The 16,208-nt window shown below is 44.1% G+C and carries 16 protein-coding genes and 1 tRNA gene; 4 read left to right on the top strand and 13 right to left on the bottom strand.

Annotation, left to right across the window (positions count from 1 at the left end):
- Positions 1–36: 36 nt before the first annotated feature.
- Both OEV42_04560 and OEV42_04555 read left to right on the top strand, forming a co-directional pair.
- Positions 37–294, top strand: coding sequence for a hypothetical protein (locus tag OEV42_04560; GenBank protein MDH3973533.1), 258 nt, complete (start codon positions 37–39; stop codon positions 292–294).
- 17 nt (positions 295–311) lie between these two features.
- A complete protein-coding gene (locus OEV42_04555; GenBank protein MDH3973532.1) occupies positions 312–1,100 on the top strand; it encodes a hypothetical protein in 789 nt (262 codons plus the stop codon).
- Between the two features lie 133 nt (positions 1,101–1,233).
- On the opposite strand, the gene OEV42_04550 is transcribed toward OEV42_04555, so the two are convergent.
- Positions 1,234–1,330 (bottom strand) — tRNA-Sec (locus OEV42_04550).
- Positions 1,331–1,483: 153 nt separating this feature from the next.
- On the opposite strand from OEV42_04550, the gene OEV42_04545 reads away from it, so the two are divergent.
- Complete coding sequence (locus OEV42_04545; protein MDH3973531.1) at positions 1,484–2,998, top strand: 4Fe-4S binding protein; 1,515 nt, start codon at positions 1,484–1,486, stop codon at positions 2,996–2,998.
- A gap of 118 nt (positions 2,999–3,116) precedes the next feature.
- On the opposite strand, the gene OEV42_04540 is transcribed toward OEV42_04545, so the two are convergent.
- The 5 genes from OEV42_04540 to OEV42_04520 all read right to left on the bottom strand — a co-directional run bounded on the left by OEV42_04540 (position 3,117) and on the right by OEV42_04520 (position 9,280).
- Entirely contained in the window at positions 3,117–4,469 is a 1,353-nt protein-coding gene (locus tag OEV42_04540; protein MDH3973530.1) for a sensor domain-containing diguanylate cyclase, read from the bottom strand.
- Between the two features lie 305 nt (positions 4,470–4,774).
- Positions 4,775–6,475, bottom strand: a complete 1,701-nt coding sequence (locus OEV42_04535; GenBank protein MDH3973529.1) for a carbon starvation protein A — start codon at positions 6,473–6,475, stop codon at positions 4,775–4,777.
- Positions 6,476–6,517: 42 nt separating this feature from the next.
- Positions 6,518–7,375 (bottom strand): hypothetical protein, encoded by an 858-nt coding sequence (locus tag OEV42_04530; GenBank protein ID MDH3973528.1) that lies wholly within the window; start codon positions 7,373–7,375, stop codon positions 6,518–6,520.
- Between the two features lie 35 nt (positions 7,376–7,410).
- A complete protein-coding gene (gene hfq / locus OEV42_04525) occupies positions 7,411–7,659 on the bottom strand; it encodes an RNA chaperone Hfq (GenBank protein MDH3973527.1) in 249 nt (82 codons plus the stop codon).
- A gap of 109 nt (positions 7,660–7,768) precedes the next feature.
- Positions 7,769–9,280, bottom strand: coding sequence for a zinc-ribbon domain-containing protein (locus OEV42_04520; GenBank protein ID MDH3973526.1), 1,512 nt, complete (start codon positions 9,278–9,280; stop codon positions 7,769–7,771).
- Positions 9,281–9,459: 179 nt separating this feature from the next.
- Here OEV42_04520 and gloA point away from each other — a divergent pair, with 179 nt between their 5' ends.
- Positions 9,460–9,837: a lactoylglutathione lyase gene (gene gloA, locus OEV42_04515; GenBank protein ID MDH3973525.1), complete on the top strand. Its 378-nt coding sequence runs from the start codon at positions 9,460–9,462 to the stop codon at positions 9,835–9,837.
- 24 nt (positions 9,838–9,861) lie between these two features.
- On the opposite strand, the gene OEV42_04510 is transcribed toward gloA, so the two are convergent.
- The 7 genes from OEV42_04510 to OEV42_04480 all read right to left on the bottom strand — a co-directional run bounded on the left by OEV42_04510 (position 9,862) and on the right by OEV42_04480 (position 16,096).
- On the bottom strand, positions 9,862–10,224 hold the full coding sequence (locus OEV42_04510) for a Rap1a/Tai family immunity protein (GenBank protein MDH3973524.1): 363 nt from the start codon (positions 10,222–10,224) through the stop codon (positions 9,862–9,864).
- Between the two features lie 59 nt (positions 10,225–10,283).
- Positions 10,284–11,246, bottom strand: coding sequence for a tRNA 5-methoxyuridine(34)/uridine 5-oxyacetic acid(34) synthase CmoB (gene cmoB, locus OEV42_04505; protein MDH3973523.1), 963 nt, complete (start codon positions 11,244–11,246; stop codon positions 10,284–10,286).
- The gene (gene cmoA / locus OEV42_04500) at positions 11,239–11,973 is read right to left on the bottom strand and encodes a carboxy-S-adenosyl-L-methionine synthase CmoA (GenBank protein MDH3973522.1); all 735 of its coding nucleotides are present in this window, start codon (positions 11,971–11,973) and stop codon (positions 11,239–11,241) included. The genes cmoB and cmoA overlap by 8 nt, the downstream gene beginning before the upstream one ends.
- 165 nt (positions 11,974–12,138) lie before the next feature.
- A complete protein-coding gene (locus tag OEV42_04495) occupies positions 12,139–12,504 on the bottom strand; it encodes a cupin domain-containing protein (protein MDH3973521.1) in 366 nt (121 codons plus the stop codon).
- Between the two features lie 129 nt (positions 12,505–12,633).
- The gene (locus tag OEV42_04490; protein ID MDH3973520.1) at positions 12,634–13,731 is read right to left on the bottom strand and encodes a tetratricopeptide repeat protein; all 1,098 of its coding nucleotides are present in this window, start codon (positions 13,729–13,731) and stop codon (positions 12,634–12,636) included.
- A gap of 59 nt (positions 13,732–13,790) precedes the next feature.
- Entirely contained in the window at positions 13,791–14,333 is a 543-nt protein-coding gene (locus tag OEV42_04485) for a hypothetical protein (GenBank protein MDH3973519.1), read from the bottom strand.
- Positions 14,334–14,575: 242 nt separating this feature from the next.
- Positions 14,576–16,096: a sigma 54-interacting transcriptional regulator gene (locus tag OEV42_04480; protein ID MDH3973518.1), complete on the bottom strand. Its 1,521-nt coding sequence runs from the start codon at positions 16,094–16,096 to the stop codon at positions 14,576–14,578.
- Between the last annotated feature and the right edge of the window lie 112 nt (positions 16,097–16,208).

Raw genomic sequence — 16,208 nt, 5'->3', positions numbered from 1 at the left:
AGAAATCCTTCACCAAAAGGCAAAAGGAGGATATTTTTGAAAGAGAATCTAAAGAAACGTCTTAATAACCTCAAATCTGAATTTGAATCCGGACGGAATATGCTTGCGGACCTGGAAAAACGACAGGAAGAGCTTCAGAATACTTTGCTCCGTATCAGTGGTGCAATACAAGTTCTGGAAGAAGAACTGGTAAAATGCGATGATGATAAATCAAGGGCGGAAATTGCAGATATAAAAAGTATTGACGAAACCCGTTCTAAGGAATCAGATAACAAAGTGGCAAAAGCCGGATAAGCTGTGGAGGGAAAGTATTGCTCGCCTTACTTGAAAAAAAACTGCATGCTGCCGTAAGGGACGTCATTGATGACGCCGTCCCGGTGGTTCCGGGTCCCGCCGCAGAACCTGCGACAAACGTCAAAGAGGTGGTGCAAGTGTCGGTATGTGAATTTAAAGCGGCCATCCCACCCACTAATGAAGAGATCCTGACCGCCCGTGGACGCGCGCGGACTTCTCATCGTCATGTCTGGGATGCAAACGGCAAAAAAAGTAATTTTACGCTGCCTGAAAATATACCGGGAGAGGTGGTCGAGGTTGAAGCCCCACCGGGTCATTCAGTTACCCTGGGTGACGACTGCTTTGTCGAAAACCGGACCTTATGCTTTTACCATCCTCCGGCAAAGGGCAAGCCGGGTGTTAAAGCCGTTCTGCAAGGGAATCCGGCCAAAGGGTACCGCGAAACCCGCCCCTGCCGTATTGCAGTCAACCTGACCGTCCGGGCCGGGAAAATTAACGATGCCGACGCCTTGTTTACCCGGTCCCTTAATGCGCTTTTGGCGGCCTTTGTGAACATGGACACTCTCTATTCACCGGAAGATGAGAGTGGTGTCAATATGCGTCTTTTAAAACCGGCCGCCCTTCCGGACCTGATTGAAAGAAGCAGCCATAAAGCAGGCAGCACCCACTTTTACCGTGTTACTGCCGGCATTGCCCTCTTGGGCGAGCTTGAAGTTTCAGTGGCCCTTGGCGCTGAAGAGCCCCAAGCTGTTATTGAAAAAATCCAATATGAAACACAACCTGTTAAAAAGGCGGCAGAGAAATAAGAGGGGAAAAGCCTTACGTTCCCTTCAAGTAGAATCGAAAGTTTTGACAGTCTCTTCATTAATCTCACCTACTCCGGCAGCAGTACTTTTCAGCACCGGGAGAAAGCTTAAGGGATTAAAATTTAGGAGAACTTGGCGGAAGGGAGCGGGAGTCGAACCCACCATCCCGGCTTTTCACCAGGACCTCCGGTTTTGAAGACCGGCAGCACCACCGGATGCTTTTCCCTTCCTCCTTTGATATTCAGTGCCATAAGGATATCGACAGGCAGACCAAAAATCAAGTCCATTAAGGTTATTGAAAAGCCTTTTCCTTTAATCTATACTTTTTCATGTCCTTTGTCTTTAATGAAGACTTCCTGAGAGGAAGTCTCCGGGAGATGGTAATGAGAAAAATCCTGAGTCTTCAAAATTTAAGGCGAATTTATTCACTCTTTTTCTTTCTCCTTTTTCTCATCCTCTTGCTTATAACAGACTACAAAAGCATGAAGGGCTATGAAGTCTCCCTCTTTCTTCAGATCGATCCTCTCACTTCTGTCCTTTCCTTTCTTACCAGTGGAACGATCTATAAAGGTCTGGCCTGGTCTCTAATCATTATCACAGGCACGCTTCTTTTGGGACGCTTTTTTTGTTCCTGGATTTGTCCTCTCGGTATTCTCAATCAATGGACAAGCTATATATTTAATAAAAAAAAGGTAGTCCACTATCTTGAGGGAAATACCTATGGCGAGAGCTTCCGCTTTAAATATTACCTTCTGATTTTTTTGTTTATACTGGCCATGCTGGGCAGCCTGCAAACAGGCCTCTTCGATCCAATTGCGCTTACGGTGCGTTCTTTTGTAACAGCCGCCTTTCCGGCCTTCAATCGTGCGGGAGGACTGATTTATCTGAAGCAGCCTTTATTCTATGGCGGCGTTGCCATTGCCATAATATTTGTAGCCATCCTTTTTGCCAACCGTTTTATGACCCGGTTCTGGTGCCGAACCATCTGTCCCCTGGGGGCCTTTCTGGGGTTCATATCGCTATTATCACTTTTTAGAATCCGAAGGGATGTGGAAAAGTGCACCGATTGCCGAAAGTGTGTCCATCATTGTCAGGGAGGCTGCGATCCGCACTCCCAACTTAGAGCCAGTGAATGCCATGTTTGCATGAACTGCATTTCTGCTTGCCCTGAGGGCGCTTTGCGATACGGTCTTCCTGAGCCCTCGACTTCCATTCATCAACCCTTCGATATAAGCCGCAGGCGGCTTATTGAAACAGGGGTAGCCTCCTTTATTTTCTTCCCCATGATGAAGTCATCCCTTACAGGAGAGAGAGAGTCGGCCCCGGGCCTGATCAGACCCCCGGGTTCTCTGGAAGAGAAGGACTTTCTCAAGCGCTGTATCAAATGTTCCGAATGCATGCGGGTCTGCCCCACCAATGTTTTGCAGCCGGCGTTATTTGAAAGCGGCCTTGAGGGACTCTGGACACCCATTCTTATTAACAAGATCGGCTATTGTGAGCATAATTGCACCCTTTGCGGCCAGGTCTGCCCTACGGGCGCCATAAGAAAGATATCGCTTGAAGAAAAACTGGGGAAAAAACCCTATGAAAAACCTGTCAAGCTGGGTACGGCATTTTATGACCGTGGACGATGTTTACCATGGGCTATGGACAGGGAATGCATTGTTTGTGAAGAAGTCTGCCCTACTTCACCGAAAGCTATTTGGTATCGTACAGAAGAGATCAGGGCCCGTGACGGATCAAAAAAAACCCTCAAACGGCCCTATCTCGACCCTGATAAATGTATAGGCTGCGGTATTTGTGAAAATAAATGCCCTGTTATCGATAAGCCGGCTATCCGTGTCACATCCGTTGGTGAAAGCCGGTCCAAAACAAACAGGATGATTCTTAAAGGGTGAACAGGCTGCTATGGAAGGATTTCATGGTATGCCATGGAAAGGAACCTGCATAAAGGGAAGGAAAAGGGAGATCAAATCTGCAATTGAATTTATGAGGGGTAAAAGCCGTTGAAGAAATTTACTGTCTAAAAGCGATAGCCTTGTTTCTTCCTTCTTCTTTTGCCTTGTAAAGTGCGATATCAGCCCTGTTTAGCAGTGATCTCTGCATCTTTGCGTCCTCGGGATAGGTAGAATAACCGATACTTACCGTCAGGTTACCGAGAGGCTGTTTTTCCTGGTTGGCAAATTTTTTGCCTTCAATAGCCTTCCTTACCCTTTCAGCGCATTTGCCCGTTTCAGCCTTGTCGGCTTCAGGAAGAATAACGGCAAATTCTTCGCCCCCATATCTTGCCAGAATATCGATATCCCTGATGCTTTGAAGCATTGCGGCGGCAACATCTTTAAGAACATCGTTACCCTCAATATGACCGTTGGTGTCATTATAATGTTTGAAATGATCGATATCGATAAGCATAACTGAAAGGGGCCGTGAATAGCGCTTGGCCCTTTTCAACTCTTCAGTGAGAAGGTGGACAAAGTGCCTGTGATTATGCAGTGTCGTTAATTCATCGGTTATGGCCAGTTTTCTCGTTTTTTCGAGAAGTTGCAGTTTTTCGATAGCTGCTGCCGCCTGCGTTGCCAGCAGGGCGATAATAGATTCATCTTTCGGGGTAAATTCCCTCTCTTCAAAATCATCGACATAAAGAATACCGATTGTCTTTCTTTCTGCGATAAGCGGTGTTGCAAGAAGAGATTTGATATTTTCCGCTTCCAGGGCCGGTCTGTCAACCTTTATGAGTTCCTTTATATTTTTTATGGCAACTGTTTTCCCCTCATTCAAAATATGATCTGATAAGCCCCCCTTCTCTATATCCCATGAGGTTTTGGTTGTAAATGAATCACTAAAACCGACGCTGGCCATCAGTTCCATTTTACCTGTCGTTTCATTATATAAAGTAATACTGCCTGCAGGCATGTCGGTTAGTCTCATGGCATACTGTATAATGGTGAGCAGCATGTCTTCCTGCTTATCTGAGGAAGAAAGCATGATCCCGATATCATAGAGCATATGCTGCTCCTGCAGACTTCTTGATATCTGCTCCTCACTCTTTCTTCTTTCGTCGACCAGTTTAAAAAGAAGGTTAGCGCTGAGGCCTCCCAGTATTTCCGTATGCGCTTCTTTTCTCTGGTAGAGATCATCCGATATTTCCCGGCTCCCTGTTACATTAATAATAACCTCGGGTGAACAGGTTTTAAGTAATTCTTTGTAACTGTCAGAGGTAGGAATTCCAAGCTCTCTCGCTTTAAAAATAGCCGGTGCATCCGTTTTGATGTCGGCGACACCGAGGATTTCTATATTCTTGTCTTCATTCAGGATGGGAAGCAGCAGCGCTCCGCCTTCCCCTCCACCAATAATCAACACTTTTGGCATAAGTCCTCCATAAGCCTTTCAATAGAAGCTAATAATACAGAAGCAAGTAATATGCCGGGAAATACCCCTTTTTCTTATCGCTGAAAGCGATAAGAATTAGAAAAAAGCAGTTTCCCTTTAAAAAATGACACAAAAGAAAATAGAAATAAAGTAATTTTGCTTTTAATCCTTTTTATTGATTGATTCTATGCTGTCCCCCGTGGCTGCGTTAAGCCTTATGAAGAGTCAGGCCGTCATATTACGTAAAGAGGATGACTGGCATTCAAGTTTTTTCCCGCCTTTTTGATCCAAATGATGAACGTTCTTTATGCCTCGGCAATGGCTTCTTCATTTTTTTCAAGATTTAGAAAAACAGACAAACCTTCATAACCGACAAAAAGGGCCAGCGCCACAAGAATGAGTGACAGGTTGCCAAGAAAATAGTCCGGGCTATCTCCCGAATAGAAGTTGAATGCCTGCCATAGCAGAGCGGCTATTGTCGTGATAATCATAAATAAGGCCGGAATGAGGGTATATTTGAGCGGTTTTTTTACTCCTACCAGATAAGAAGAAACAACCATAAGAGCCAGTGCGGCAATGAGCTGGTTGGTTGCGCCAAAAATGGGCCATATTTTGGTATATCCACTTGAAATTCCCAGCACGTATGAGGGAACAATGACTAATAAAAGAGCGATGTATTTATTTGAAAAAACCGGAACCTTGCGGCCAACGGATTCCTCGATGATAAACCTGGCAATTCTTGTCGATGAATCAAGTGTAGTAAGAATAAAGGTTTTGAGCGCTGTCATTGCAATCATTGAAGCGATAGAAAAACCGAGAAAAGGGAGCATTTGACTAACGATACTGCCGAAACCATTGCCGAATGCCACGACCCACCCTCCTGAAGTCATCACTTCCCTGATACCATACCTGACCATGTCTGTGTTTCCATCAAGGGGCGGTGTCCAGTAAAGACCGGCGCCGACAAGCACCAAAGTCATGACCGCCAGGAAACCCTCAAAAAGCATACCGCCAAAGGCGATAGCTTTGCCATCCTTTTCGCAGGAAAGCTGCTTTGATGTTGTTCCGCTGGAGACGAGACAATGGAAACCCGATACAGCGCCACAGGCGACAAGAACGAAGAGCATGGGCCAGATAGGCCCCTTTGATTCCGAGAAAACCGTTACTACCGGTGGAGCGTTCATTTCAGGGCGTACGAAGAGAATAGCGGCAAAGCCGATAAGCATAGCAAGATAGAGGTTGAATGTGGCTATATAATCCCTGGGTTGCAAAAGAATATTAACAGGTAAGACAGAAGCAAGGGCCGCGTAAATCATCAGGATGGCAAACCAGATATTGATAGGTGAAATTCCCCCAATGCCCTCTTTGGGAAAAGCTACGGGATTATGGTATCCAATATAAATAGCCATTGCGTTGATGGCCACTACGACTATGGTTGCAGGCAGCAGGGGAACATTTCTCACATAAACTGCCCAGCCGAATATGATGGCGACAGGAACAAGGGCAAAGGTTGGAATAACCATGCCCGGCTGAGCTACCAGCGTATTGGCGCCTACCATGCCAAAGACGGTCACGACCAGAACAAGGGCGAGGTAGAGAAAAATGGAAAAGATATTTTTCGCCCTTCTGCCCATAGCCCGGTCAGCAATATCCGCAACGGATACGCCCTTGTTCCTGACAGAAAGCATAAGCGTGAGATAGTCGTGGACAGCGCCAATGAAAACATTACCGACAGCTATCCAGGCCAACGCTGCAAGCCATCCAAAATTAACAAGTGCAACGATAGGTCCGATGATTGGCCCTGCTCCTGCAATGGAGGCGAAGTGATGGCCAAAAAGAATTGATTTTTTTGCGGGGACATAATCTACACCATCTCTTTTTGAAAAAGCCGGAGTTTCATTATCTCCCGGATTGACGAGTTCCCTTTCAATCCTCCTGGCGTAATACCGGTAACCGAAGAAATAAAAAAAGAAAAAAGCGGCGATGATGATGTAAGAAGAATTCATACTAATGAATTGAGAATTTGTATGCCCTAAAAATCAGGGCCATCAATCGATCAGGAGGATAACTCTACACTCCGCAAGCCAGCTCATATTGCTTGAGGGATCTTTAATTTTTGCTTCATCTTCCCGGGAAATAACAAGATTGACGCCATTTAAACCGGACTTTCTTAAGGCCCGAATAAGGAGTGGCCTGTCTGCAACCCTGCTGCTCCTTTCAGCATACTCTACCTTGCTGCTGTAAGCAACCAATCCCCGGGAGAGAAGCGCTCCCCGCTTAACAACAGAGGTACTGAAAACCGCTCTTCCATATTCATTAAGCACTTTAGGAGATAAGGCAGGCTTAAGTTCCAGTCCCCTTGCATCTATAATAAGGCCTGTATACAGCTCTTCCCCTCTTGCCGGTAACTTTACATCACTGCCGCCCTGGATCATTGTCTCCATGAGCAGGCCCTTCAAGGGCAACTCAATGGTTATCTCCATTCCCCCATCATCAAGCGGGTTCTTTTCAATAACCTTTGCTGCCCTTACTATTTCATGCATTTTCTTCCGAATATAGCTGGAACCTTCCATGTAATTCCCAATAGTGGAACTTGAATCTACCCGAATGGATTTCATCGTTTCGATGATGTTTCTCATGGCCTCTATTTTTGCCAGACGAAGTGTCTTCATTTTTTTCACGGCAACATTTGCCGAGTTGTCAGTTGCCGATTCATAGGTTGCGCCTTTTGATCTGACAACACCTTTTACCCAGTCAATTTGGCCCCTTTCTGTTTCCTGAATAAAATGATCTTCAGCGCCGGATGCATTGGCTTTAGCTGCATATGACAGGGGTAACAAGAAAGTGGCCGTAAGAATTAGAGCCGGTGGAACCTGCTTTAGCGATGAAATAAAATAATAAACCATAGAGATATTATCCTTATGAAAAAACCAGATTTTTGTTATTTTTCATGGAATGAAATTAAAGTTTTCATTTTTTCCGGAATTAAAGGGGAAACGGTTGCTATCGCATGTTTATAAATGAGATGGGCATCTCCGTTTTCCTCAACAACACAACTGTAATTATCGAAGCTTCTAATATAGCCTTCAACATCTTTTCCGCTTATTAGAGAAAGCCTGACTTTTACTTTTTCTCTCCTTGCCTGATTAAGAAAGTGATCCTGTACGTTAATTTGAACCCTGGCAGCCATAATACCTCCAATAAGATTGAAAAAATTAAAATAAATATAAACAAAAAAACATAGATTATCTTATAACAAGCTGTTTTATCAAGAACATTTTGCTTATTGCAGCCATGCCCTACCGGATTTTTTGCATGGCATCTTCCGAGCCTAAAACCTGTACATCAAACTCTGCCAGAGCATCAGGTATATCATAGAGTATTACCATAAAGGGAACGTCACTTCCCGGTGCAATATTGCTGTTGATGAGACCTTTGCCCAGCCTGGATTTCATTTGCGACCGGACTTTAGCCCTGGTAAAAGATGCAATATCGTCCTTACTAAAGATATTTCCGCAGTACGCATCTTGCTGCATAAGAACTTTACCGGCTCCATCGTAAAGACCGGCTCTTATTTTTATGAAATTTCTCGGCCCGTTAAATTTATTTACCGCCTTTCCTTCAATAACAAATGCCAGGTCATTTTTATCTGTCTGAAGATAATAGCCATTAAGATTAGTAATTTCTATCTGCCCCTGTGGCCCTAATTCTGAAAGGCCCGCCTTTGCAAGCAAGTTATCAATGACTTCTCCGACATTATAGCCGCCAATGTTCATGTCCCTTCCACTGGTTGCCAAATAATAACCGCCCCCTCCCAGGGCGATGATCAGCAAAAGAACCAAAGCCATCGGGGAAGTACCTTTCTTTTTCCTGGCTACAGGTGTCTCTTCTTCTGTCCATTCTTTTTCTTCTTCCCATTCCGGTCGTGGCGGCGGTGGTTGCGGGACTTCTTCTTCCATAGCTTGTGGCTCGGGTGCGGCTGTCTCCGTTTCCAACTCGCCACTCGCATCCAGGTCGAGATCTCCAAAACCGGGCGCCTCAGCTTCACCGGCGCCTTCACCTTCGAGTCCGAAGCCACCGGCCTCGCCTTCACCTTCGAGTCCGAAGCCACCGGCCTCGCCTTCACCTTCGAGCCCGAAGCCACCGGCCTCGCCTTCACCTTCGAGTCCGAAGCCACCGGCCTCGCCTTCGCCTTCGAGTCCGAAGCCACCGGCCTCGCCTTCGCCTTCGAGCCCGAAGCCACCGGCCTCGCCTTCGCCTTCGAGCCCGAAGCCACCGGCCTCGCCTTCGCCTTCGGGTCCGGCCTCTGGACCCGGCACTTCACTCTCAGGCTCCCCTGGAGTGGCCTCTCTGCTCACTCCAAGGCCGAAGTCTTCTTCATTTATCTCAAAATCATCTTCAAGATCTTCTTCTCCTTCTCCTTCTTCCCCCCCTTCCCCTTCACCTCCCAGATCACCCCAGGTAAGGTCCTCTTCTTCTTCTTCCAGCCCCCCCCCAAAGCCTGACAGATCTTCCTCTTCCTCTTCTCCGAAAATATCTTCTTCGCCGGGAAGTTTGCTTTCAGTTTCTTCCTCTTCCTCAAAGCCAAAATCTTGACTTTCTTCTTCTTTTTCAGGCATCGATTCTTTAAACGCTTCCTTCTCCACGGGAGGGGTTGCTGACGGCGCCTGCTTTTCTTCGACAGGCGGCGCTTCCTTTTTTACCGTAAAAATATGTTTGCATTTACTGCACCTTACTTTGGCGCCTTTTTCCGTGATTTTGGAATCATCAAGTTTGAATTTGGATTGGCACTGATCGCACTGAATAATCATATCGAACCTTCTCGGGGGAATTTCAAAATAAGTCACTAATATATCATGGTAAATACTAACAGATTTACCTAATAAATCAAGGATTTTCATCTGCAATATAAAAACTGTTTCCGGCCTTGACAGCAGGATGTCCGTATAGTTGAATCAAGATTATAAATTATGTGCGGAGGACGGTTTATATGGAAATTTTACATACCATGGTCAGGGTGGGAAACCTTGACAAATCAATAAGGTTTTATACTGAAGCAATGGGAATGAAACTGAGGCGGAAAAAGGACTACCCCGGCGGGAAGTTCACCCTTGCTTTCGTCGCCTATGGCGACAGCGGTGGCCATGAAATAGAACTAACATACAACTGGGACCGGTCAACTTATACTATGGGTGATGCTTTCGGGCATATTGCCGTAAAAACTGACGATATTTATAAAATGGCCGACCATATAAAAGCGCTGGGCGGTAAAATAGTGAGAGAGCCGGGCCCCATGAAGCATGGGACGACAGTCATTGCCTTTGCTGAAGATCCCGATGGTTACAAAATAGAGCTTATTCAGAAATAACGGGAAGAAGTAAAGTGGCGGACTTCATTTGCAGGGGTATGCGTCTTTAAGGGCCTGCAATAAGAATTCCGCTTCATTCTGGTGAGGCTTGGGGGAATGCTTTCTTTCGTATTCCAGATACATTAATCCGATTTTACCGTAAGTTACCCTCGACGGCTTACAGAACTGCGGTTTAATTTTATTTTCCATAACCAAAGCTTTATGCGCTTCAACAACGCCTTTTATAAAGGCGACACAGGAGATAGTAACTGCCTTGGCATCTTTGGAAAGTTCTTCTGAATCCACTTCAAGAAATTCGCAGAATTTCAGGAAATTGACTTCCATTGCTCTGGAATAGCCGGGATAAAGAAAAAGCATTAATGTGATCAGCAAGCAGATTTTCTTCATTATTCATCTCCCTCCATAAGCAAGGCTAGCTTAATATTGATTTGTTATCAAGAGGTTTTTCAGTTTGTTTTTTTCCTGGCCTTTATGCAGATCCTTACCGGCGCCGGATAGCCTTCTACCGTTTTCGAAGGGTCCTTTGGGTCGAGGAAATCATCGAGGCTTTCCCATGGCGCATACTCCGTTGCTCTTTGTTCTTCCGAATTTGTTTTATCGATAGAAAAACATTCCACATCTTTAAAGCCTGCCCTTTTGACCCAGTTTGCCAGACAGTCTGCCGTGGGAATGAACCAGACATTTCTTGCTTTTCCATAGCGGTCTTCAGGAAAAATTGCAAAAGAGCCTTCACCGGGGATTCCTATTCCTTCCACAATAAGCTCGCCTTCCGGCTTCATGGCCTCCCAGATCCCGGTCAAAATCTGGATAGGGTTTCGGCTGTGGTAGAGGACTCCCATGCAGAAAACGGTATCAAACATGTTTTTAAAATGATGCACATGTTCGGCTCCCAACAGCTCGAACTTAAGGTTGGGAAGAGAAGCGAAACGATTGACCATGTTGAAAATATACCTGAATCTCGGCATAGGATCGAAGCCTATAACAAGCTTGGGATCGTAATGGGCCATGCGGAACATGTAGTAACCGTTGTTACATCCTATATCAGCAATGACCTTTCCCTTTAGTGGGGACAGGTGTGGATAGATGCGGTCCCACTTAAAGTTGCTTTTCCATTCCGAATCAATGAAGTGATCAAAGAGCTTGAAGGGTCCTTTGCGCCAGGGAAGGAGGGTCTTAGCTGCTTTTAAAAGCGCTTCAAACTGTTCTTCCGTCAGCTCTTCCCGTTTTCCTATGGTTATGGTATCGCCTGAGAGGTCTATATATTTGCTGCTGAACGCCGGCAGAGTCTCGACTGCAGCCTTGAAAGGGAGGGCGCCTTTTTTTAGCATCCATGTGTCCCTCTCTGCACGAAGCCCGTTGATTTCCTCGATCTCGATCCGGTCGGCAAAAGGTTCCAGGTAGTTATCCATTGCTTCTGCCCTTAACAGCGATAAATGAAGCGAAGTTAAACCATTTGAAGAAAAGGGACGGGTTTTTAAAGCCGCCCTGCCTCAGAAGATCCAGTTCACTGTCTACAGTAAAAGGAATGAGCACCTTGTCGAGGGCCTCTCTTTTTTTAGCGATTTCCAGGTCGCTGTAACCCATTTTCTTTTTGAATTCATAATATTTATCGATAAAAAGGTTGCTCATCTCTTCATCCTCTTCCAGAACCTTTTCCGAAAGGAGAAGAATTCCGCCATCGACAAGTCCGTCATATATTTTTTTAATAAGTGTGGGCCTGTTTTCGGGGGTAATGAACTGGAGTGTGTAGTTCATGATTACAACACTTGCATTGTTAAATTCTACATCATTAATATCACTGCAAAGTAGCTCAACTTGATCCTTGAGACCAGCCTTTTCCACTTTCTCTCTCGCCTTTGCTATTACCGGTTCCGATGAATCGATACCGGTAATAAGTAGCTTTCTATCACCGGCCATGCTACAGATATTGATGATCGTCGTTGCCGTAGAGCAGCCGAGGTCGTATATTCTAGTCCCCTCCTGCCAATATTTAAGTGACAGTTCGGCAATAATGCGTTGCACTTCGCCGTAAAAGGGAACGGAGCGAGATAGCATATCATCGAAGACTTGTGCTACTTTTTCGTCAAACTTAAACTCTCCCTGTATTTCAGAAGAGTCGAAAATGTTGTCTTTCATCAGTTTATTTCCTGTGTGAATTTGGAGTTATGATAACGTTTTTTTGGAAATAAATAAAGGTGGTGGTGAATTCATGCTTCCCCCTTTAAGAAAGGGGGATTGAGGGGGATTTGAATAGGGCAAACGGCGGGTGGCACAGGCTTACCCGCCTTACGGGCCTCTCTTTTACGCTGCTTTTAATTTACTTCCGGAACTGACGGAATCCATCTTTATATAGATGAGTAACATGGTATCTGAACCGGTATTCTCTACTTCATGGGCTTCATTTGGCTCAACGACAATACATGTACCTTCTCTTACATGGCGTTCCTCCCCGTTACAACGAATAACACCATTCCCGGATCTAATAAAGAAAATCTCATGAATATCCGCATGCGTATGAATTGGAATGATTTGCCCGGGAGCAAAAATAACCTGTCCTACCTTATCAATATGCGGAACATCGCCGGCATGGAGTATTTCAAGTTTATTGACTTGCGGGTTGTGAATACTTGGAATTTTATCTAAATCAGTTGTTGAAACAATCTTCATGGCTGTCTTTTCCTTTAAATATTTTCGGGATAAACCGGTGCAGGAGCCTGGTGCAAGATAGGATGCAGATTTTTGTTTTGGTTGGATAGCTCATACGGCGGCTGGCGTAAGCTTACGTACTCTACGATCCTAACGGCCTGTTATAATGAAACTTGTATCATAAATGTTTTTATTCTTATTTAAAGTCATTTTCCCAGTTAGATTGTAGGTGCCATATATGCTACCACCGGAAGGGCAACAATTTGGATCGTTTTCATTTGCAATAGTTACAGTATAATTCATCTCATTGTCAGTAAAATTACTATAGGCTTTCCTTACATATTGATTTTTCTTCAGTCCTTTTATGTATCCATTATCTGCTCTGTCAAAAGGAATTTTCTGCCAAGTATTGTCAGGTAAAACACAGAAAACAGTTTCTTCGGTATAAAGGCCGCTACCAGGTAATTCTTCTAAAAGTTTAACAAAATGATTGTCACCATATTTAAATATTTGAAATTCGTCATAATGACTGCCAAGCAACTCTAATACTTTCTTAAACTTTTTTTCAACCTGAGCCCAAACAATAACTACTATCCCTATAGAATCAATTTTAATATTATGAAATGTTATTAAATAATCAGGTCTTTCAGTATCATCTAAAATAACTTCTTTTTGGAACATGAGTTTTTCATTGTTCATCTTTAAGTCATTTTTTATTTCATCTAATGAATATAAATTAAAGTCAAGGTGATCGTTTTTTATTTGATTAATCTTTTTTATAATATTATCTCTGTATTTGTAATTAGGATTTAAATCTAAAAGAATTTCATAGTTTTTAATAGCCTGCTGAAAAAAATCGCTATCATAATACAAGTCGGCAAGATTTAGATAAATAGACCACCTGTCAGGAGCTATCTGTTTAGCTGACTGCAAATAATATTCTGCACTTTCGTACCAATCATATTGATAATAGGCAAAGCCAAGGTTGTTCAAAATTTCGGCCTTCATTGACGCTTCTATCGTTTGGTTCAAATCAATAGCACTAAGCCATAATTCAATTGCTTTCTGGATATCACCTTTCCATAGCAGCTTTTTTGCCTTATCATTTGTTTCTTTAATGGATACTTTCTGGGGTGAACTTGTTGTTTGAGCAAATGTATCTCCCGATAAACATTGAAAACAAATAAATAATCCCATGAATAGCAATGTATATTTATACTGTTTCACAATAATGTTTTTCCCTTTCACATATTACCTGCAGTAATCAATTCTGTGGCGGGTGGCGCAGGCTTACTCGCCCTACAAGGCTAAATTTCAGAGGGTCTGATAACTTGATTAAGCCCAATATTTCGTAACGCTTCAGCATTTTTATGGAAGTTATCATCTCCGGTTACTAGTATATCGTTGCCATGATAAATGTGCGCCCAGGCAATTTGCACATCGCACTTTTTGTTTCTCCATTTTCTCTCGGAATATTGTACTTGTTGAGGGTTCTGAATTGGTGTGCCTGGGAAAAGGATGTTATGTACTTTTTCTTCTAATTCCTTCGCACCTGGAGCCGCACCCCATATTGTATGACCCCAAAAAGAAACTCCCCCATATAGCATTGGTAGTAACATTTTTGTATCTTCAAGATCTGCTGCAGACAGCTTTAATAAAAAATCATCAAATGTTTTACTGGTTTTGCCTCCCTTCTGATTCTCAGACGCGCTTATAGCAACGACAAATAACTCGATATCGTTATTTCGGTGCATTGAAATAAGTTTTTTCAAATGAATTGCATCTGCTCTACCTTCTTCAAGATCAATTATGCAGTTTGTATCTAAAGTGTATTTCATACGCTCTAACATTTATTTTATATACCTTCTATCCGTGCGTTAACTTATACCAGAGATTCCACAAATATCAAACATGTGATCGAATAAACAGGCAAATTTAAGCTTTTTACAGAATAAATATAGTCTCAGAATTTTAAGAAAGAGATTTAAATCCCTCCAACCTCCCTTTACAAAAGGGAGGGATTCTAGCTTCCCCCTTTAGAAAAGGGGGGGGTATGCCCCTTAAGGGTATTGAGAGGGATTTTGAAATGGAATTAATTGTCCTCCCCCGCATCAACCCTTGCCTTCACCGTCCGCCGATCAAGGCCCAACCTGCGCCCCGTCTCCTGGTAACTTCCCGTTTGTGAATAGACAATTGAACAGTACCTGTTCAGTAGTTCTTCCGCCGTTAATGCAGCTGACTGGATTTCTGCCAGGAACTGCTTGTCCTTATCCGTATTGGATACCGACTGAGGGGTATATTCATTTCTTATCATAATATTTCTGATACACTGCTCCAGCTCCCGAATATTGCCGGGCCATCGGTAATAGCGACCCAGGTTGCTATCGATCCAGCCGACCACTTCACGTGCCAGGGGCTCGGCCTCTTCACCCACCTGTCGTTTAGCGATAAAGAGAACCAGTGTTTTCAGTTCATCCTTCGATTCCCTTAGCTGATCATAGAGAGAGGGCGTTTTAACAATGTCAGAACAGAGGCGGTAATAAAAATCGCTCCTGAAATTTTCCTCTTCCATTTCTTTGGAGAGATTGCGGTTGGTGGCGGCAATGATCTTTCCCTTGAAAGTATAATTCTTTGTATCGCCAAGACGCTGAAAAGTTCTTTCCTGTAATACGCGCAGGAGTTTCACCTGTATGGCGGCGTCTATTTCTCCTACCTCGTCGAGAAAGACCGTTCCCCTTGGAGAGCAGCTTTCAAGCCATCCGGCCCTGTCTTGAAGTGCTCCTGTAAATGCCCCCTTTTTATGTCCGAAAAGTTCCGACTCGACAAGTGTCGGCGTAAGGGCAGAAATATTGAGCGGCAGGAAGAGCCCTGTAAAGTCGGCTTCAAATCTTCCTGTTTGCTCATCAAAGGGGATATATCTCGACATACCGATGGCCCTTGCTACCAGCTCTTTCCCCGTTCCCGAAGGACCTGTAATGAGTGTCGTCATATCACCCATAATGGAATAAAGCGTTTTTTGGTAACGTCTAAGGTCGTGAGTAAATATGGATTGCCAGACAGAGGCTCTCAGTTTTGTGGCAGCATGGGAAGTTCCGATAATGTGGCTGAAGATATGGTGAAAGGCACGTCTTAGCTGGAAGAAGCATGCGAAAATATGAGGACTATCAATGGCATCTTTAAAGTTGGGAAGGTCAAGAAAGGAGGAAGCGTCTTTCCTGAAATTAATAAAAAAAGATATTTTCCCTGCACATTTCCCTTGCTTCTCCGCTTCATCGATAATGGCCTGCAACTGTTCATGATAACGGTGATAGAGGAGAAAGAGAACCATGTCAGTATAAAGAGCCATTTCTTCCTTGTTTCCCTTTTTCCCTTCTTTAAGCAGCCTGCACTTTCTTTTTAAAAAATCCTCCATAAGGGTAATGATTTTAACAAGGTTGGGCCTCTCATCGTAGTGGCCGGCTTTTATATTCCAGTGGGCCTCCCCTTCATCGAAATTATCTCCAAGAGCTTCTCTTTCATATTCAATTCTTTCGGGTAAGAAAGGGTTACAGTAGGCAAGTTTCGAGATGGCACGCCCGAAGGATAGGTCTTTATCGTCGAATAGCTTTTTCATGGTTTGGCTCCTCTTTAAATCTCCATTCCAGGAGTGAAATAGCGTTTATCAGCTTTGTCTGGCTGGATAATGTTCAACCCTGGTGGGAGGGGGAAAGGTGTAAATTGCTAGA

The organism is Deltaproteobacteria bacterium (assembly GCA_029860075.1).
In the GTDB taxonomy this organism is placed as follows: domain Bacteria; phylum Desulfobacterota; class JADFVX01; order JADFVX01; family JADFVX01; genus JAOUBX01.
The sequence above is the reverse complement of the archived record's forward strand: the minus strand, read 5'-3'. Positions and strand labels throughout refer to the sequence as shown.

Coding starts and splice junctions, on each gene's coding strand:
- OEV42_04545 (MDH3973531.1), top strand. CDS start 1,484: ATGAGAAAAATCCTGAGTCTTCAAAATTTAAGGCGAATTTATTCACTC.
- OEV42_04540 (MDH3973530.1), bottom strand. CDS start 4,469: ATGCCAAAAGTGTTGATTATTGGTGGAGGGGAAGGCGGAGCGCTGCTG.
- OEV42_04535 (MDH3973529.1), bottom strand. CDS start 6,475: ATGAATTCTTCTTACATCATCATCGCCGCTTTTTTCTTTTTTTATTTC.
- OEV42_04530 (MDH3973528.1), bottom strand. CDS start 7,375: ATGGTTTATTATTTTATTTCATCGCTAAAGCAGGTTCCACCGGCTCTA.
- hfq (MDH3973527.1), bottom strand. CDS start 7,659: ATGGCTGCCAGGGTTCAAATTAACGTACAGGATCACTTTCTTAATCAG.
- OEV42_04520 (MDH3973526.1), bottom strand. CDS start 9,280: ATGATTATTCAGTGCGATCAGTGCCAATCCAAATTCAAACTTGATGAT.
- gloA (MDH3973525.1), top strand. CDS start 9,460: ATGGAAATTTTACATACCATGGTCAGGGTGGGAAACCTTGACAAATCA.
- OEV42_04510 (MDH3973524.1), bottom strand. CDS start 10,224: ATGAAGAAAATCTGCTTGCTGATCACATTAATGCTTTTTCTTTATCCC.
- cmoB (MDH3973523.1), bottom strand. CDS start 11,246: ATGGATAACTACCTGGAACCTTTTGCCGACCGGATCGAGATCGAGGAA.
- cmoA (MDH3973522.1), bottom strand. CDS start 11,973: ATGAAAGACAACATTTTCGACTCTTCTGAAATACAGGGAGAGTTTAAG.
- OEV42_04495 (MDH3973521.1), bottom strand. CDS start 12,504: ATGAAGATTGTTTCAACAACTGATTTAGATAAAATTCCAAGTATTCAC.
- OEV42_04485 (MDH3973519.1), bottom strand. CDS start 14,333: ATGTTAGAGCGTATGAAATACACTTTAGATACAAACTGCATAATTGAT.
- OEV42_04480 (MDH3973518.1), bottom strand. CDS start 16,096: ATGAAAAAGCTATTCGACGATAAAGACCTATCCTTCGGGCGTGCCATC.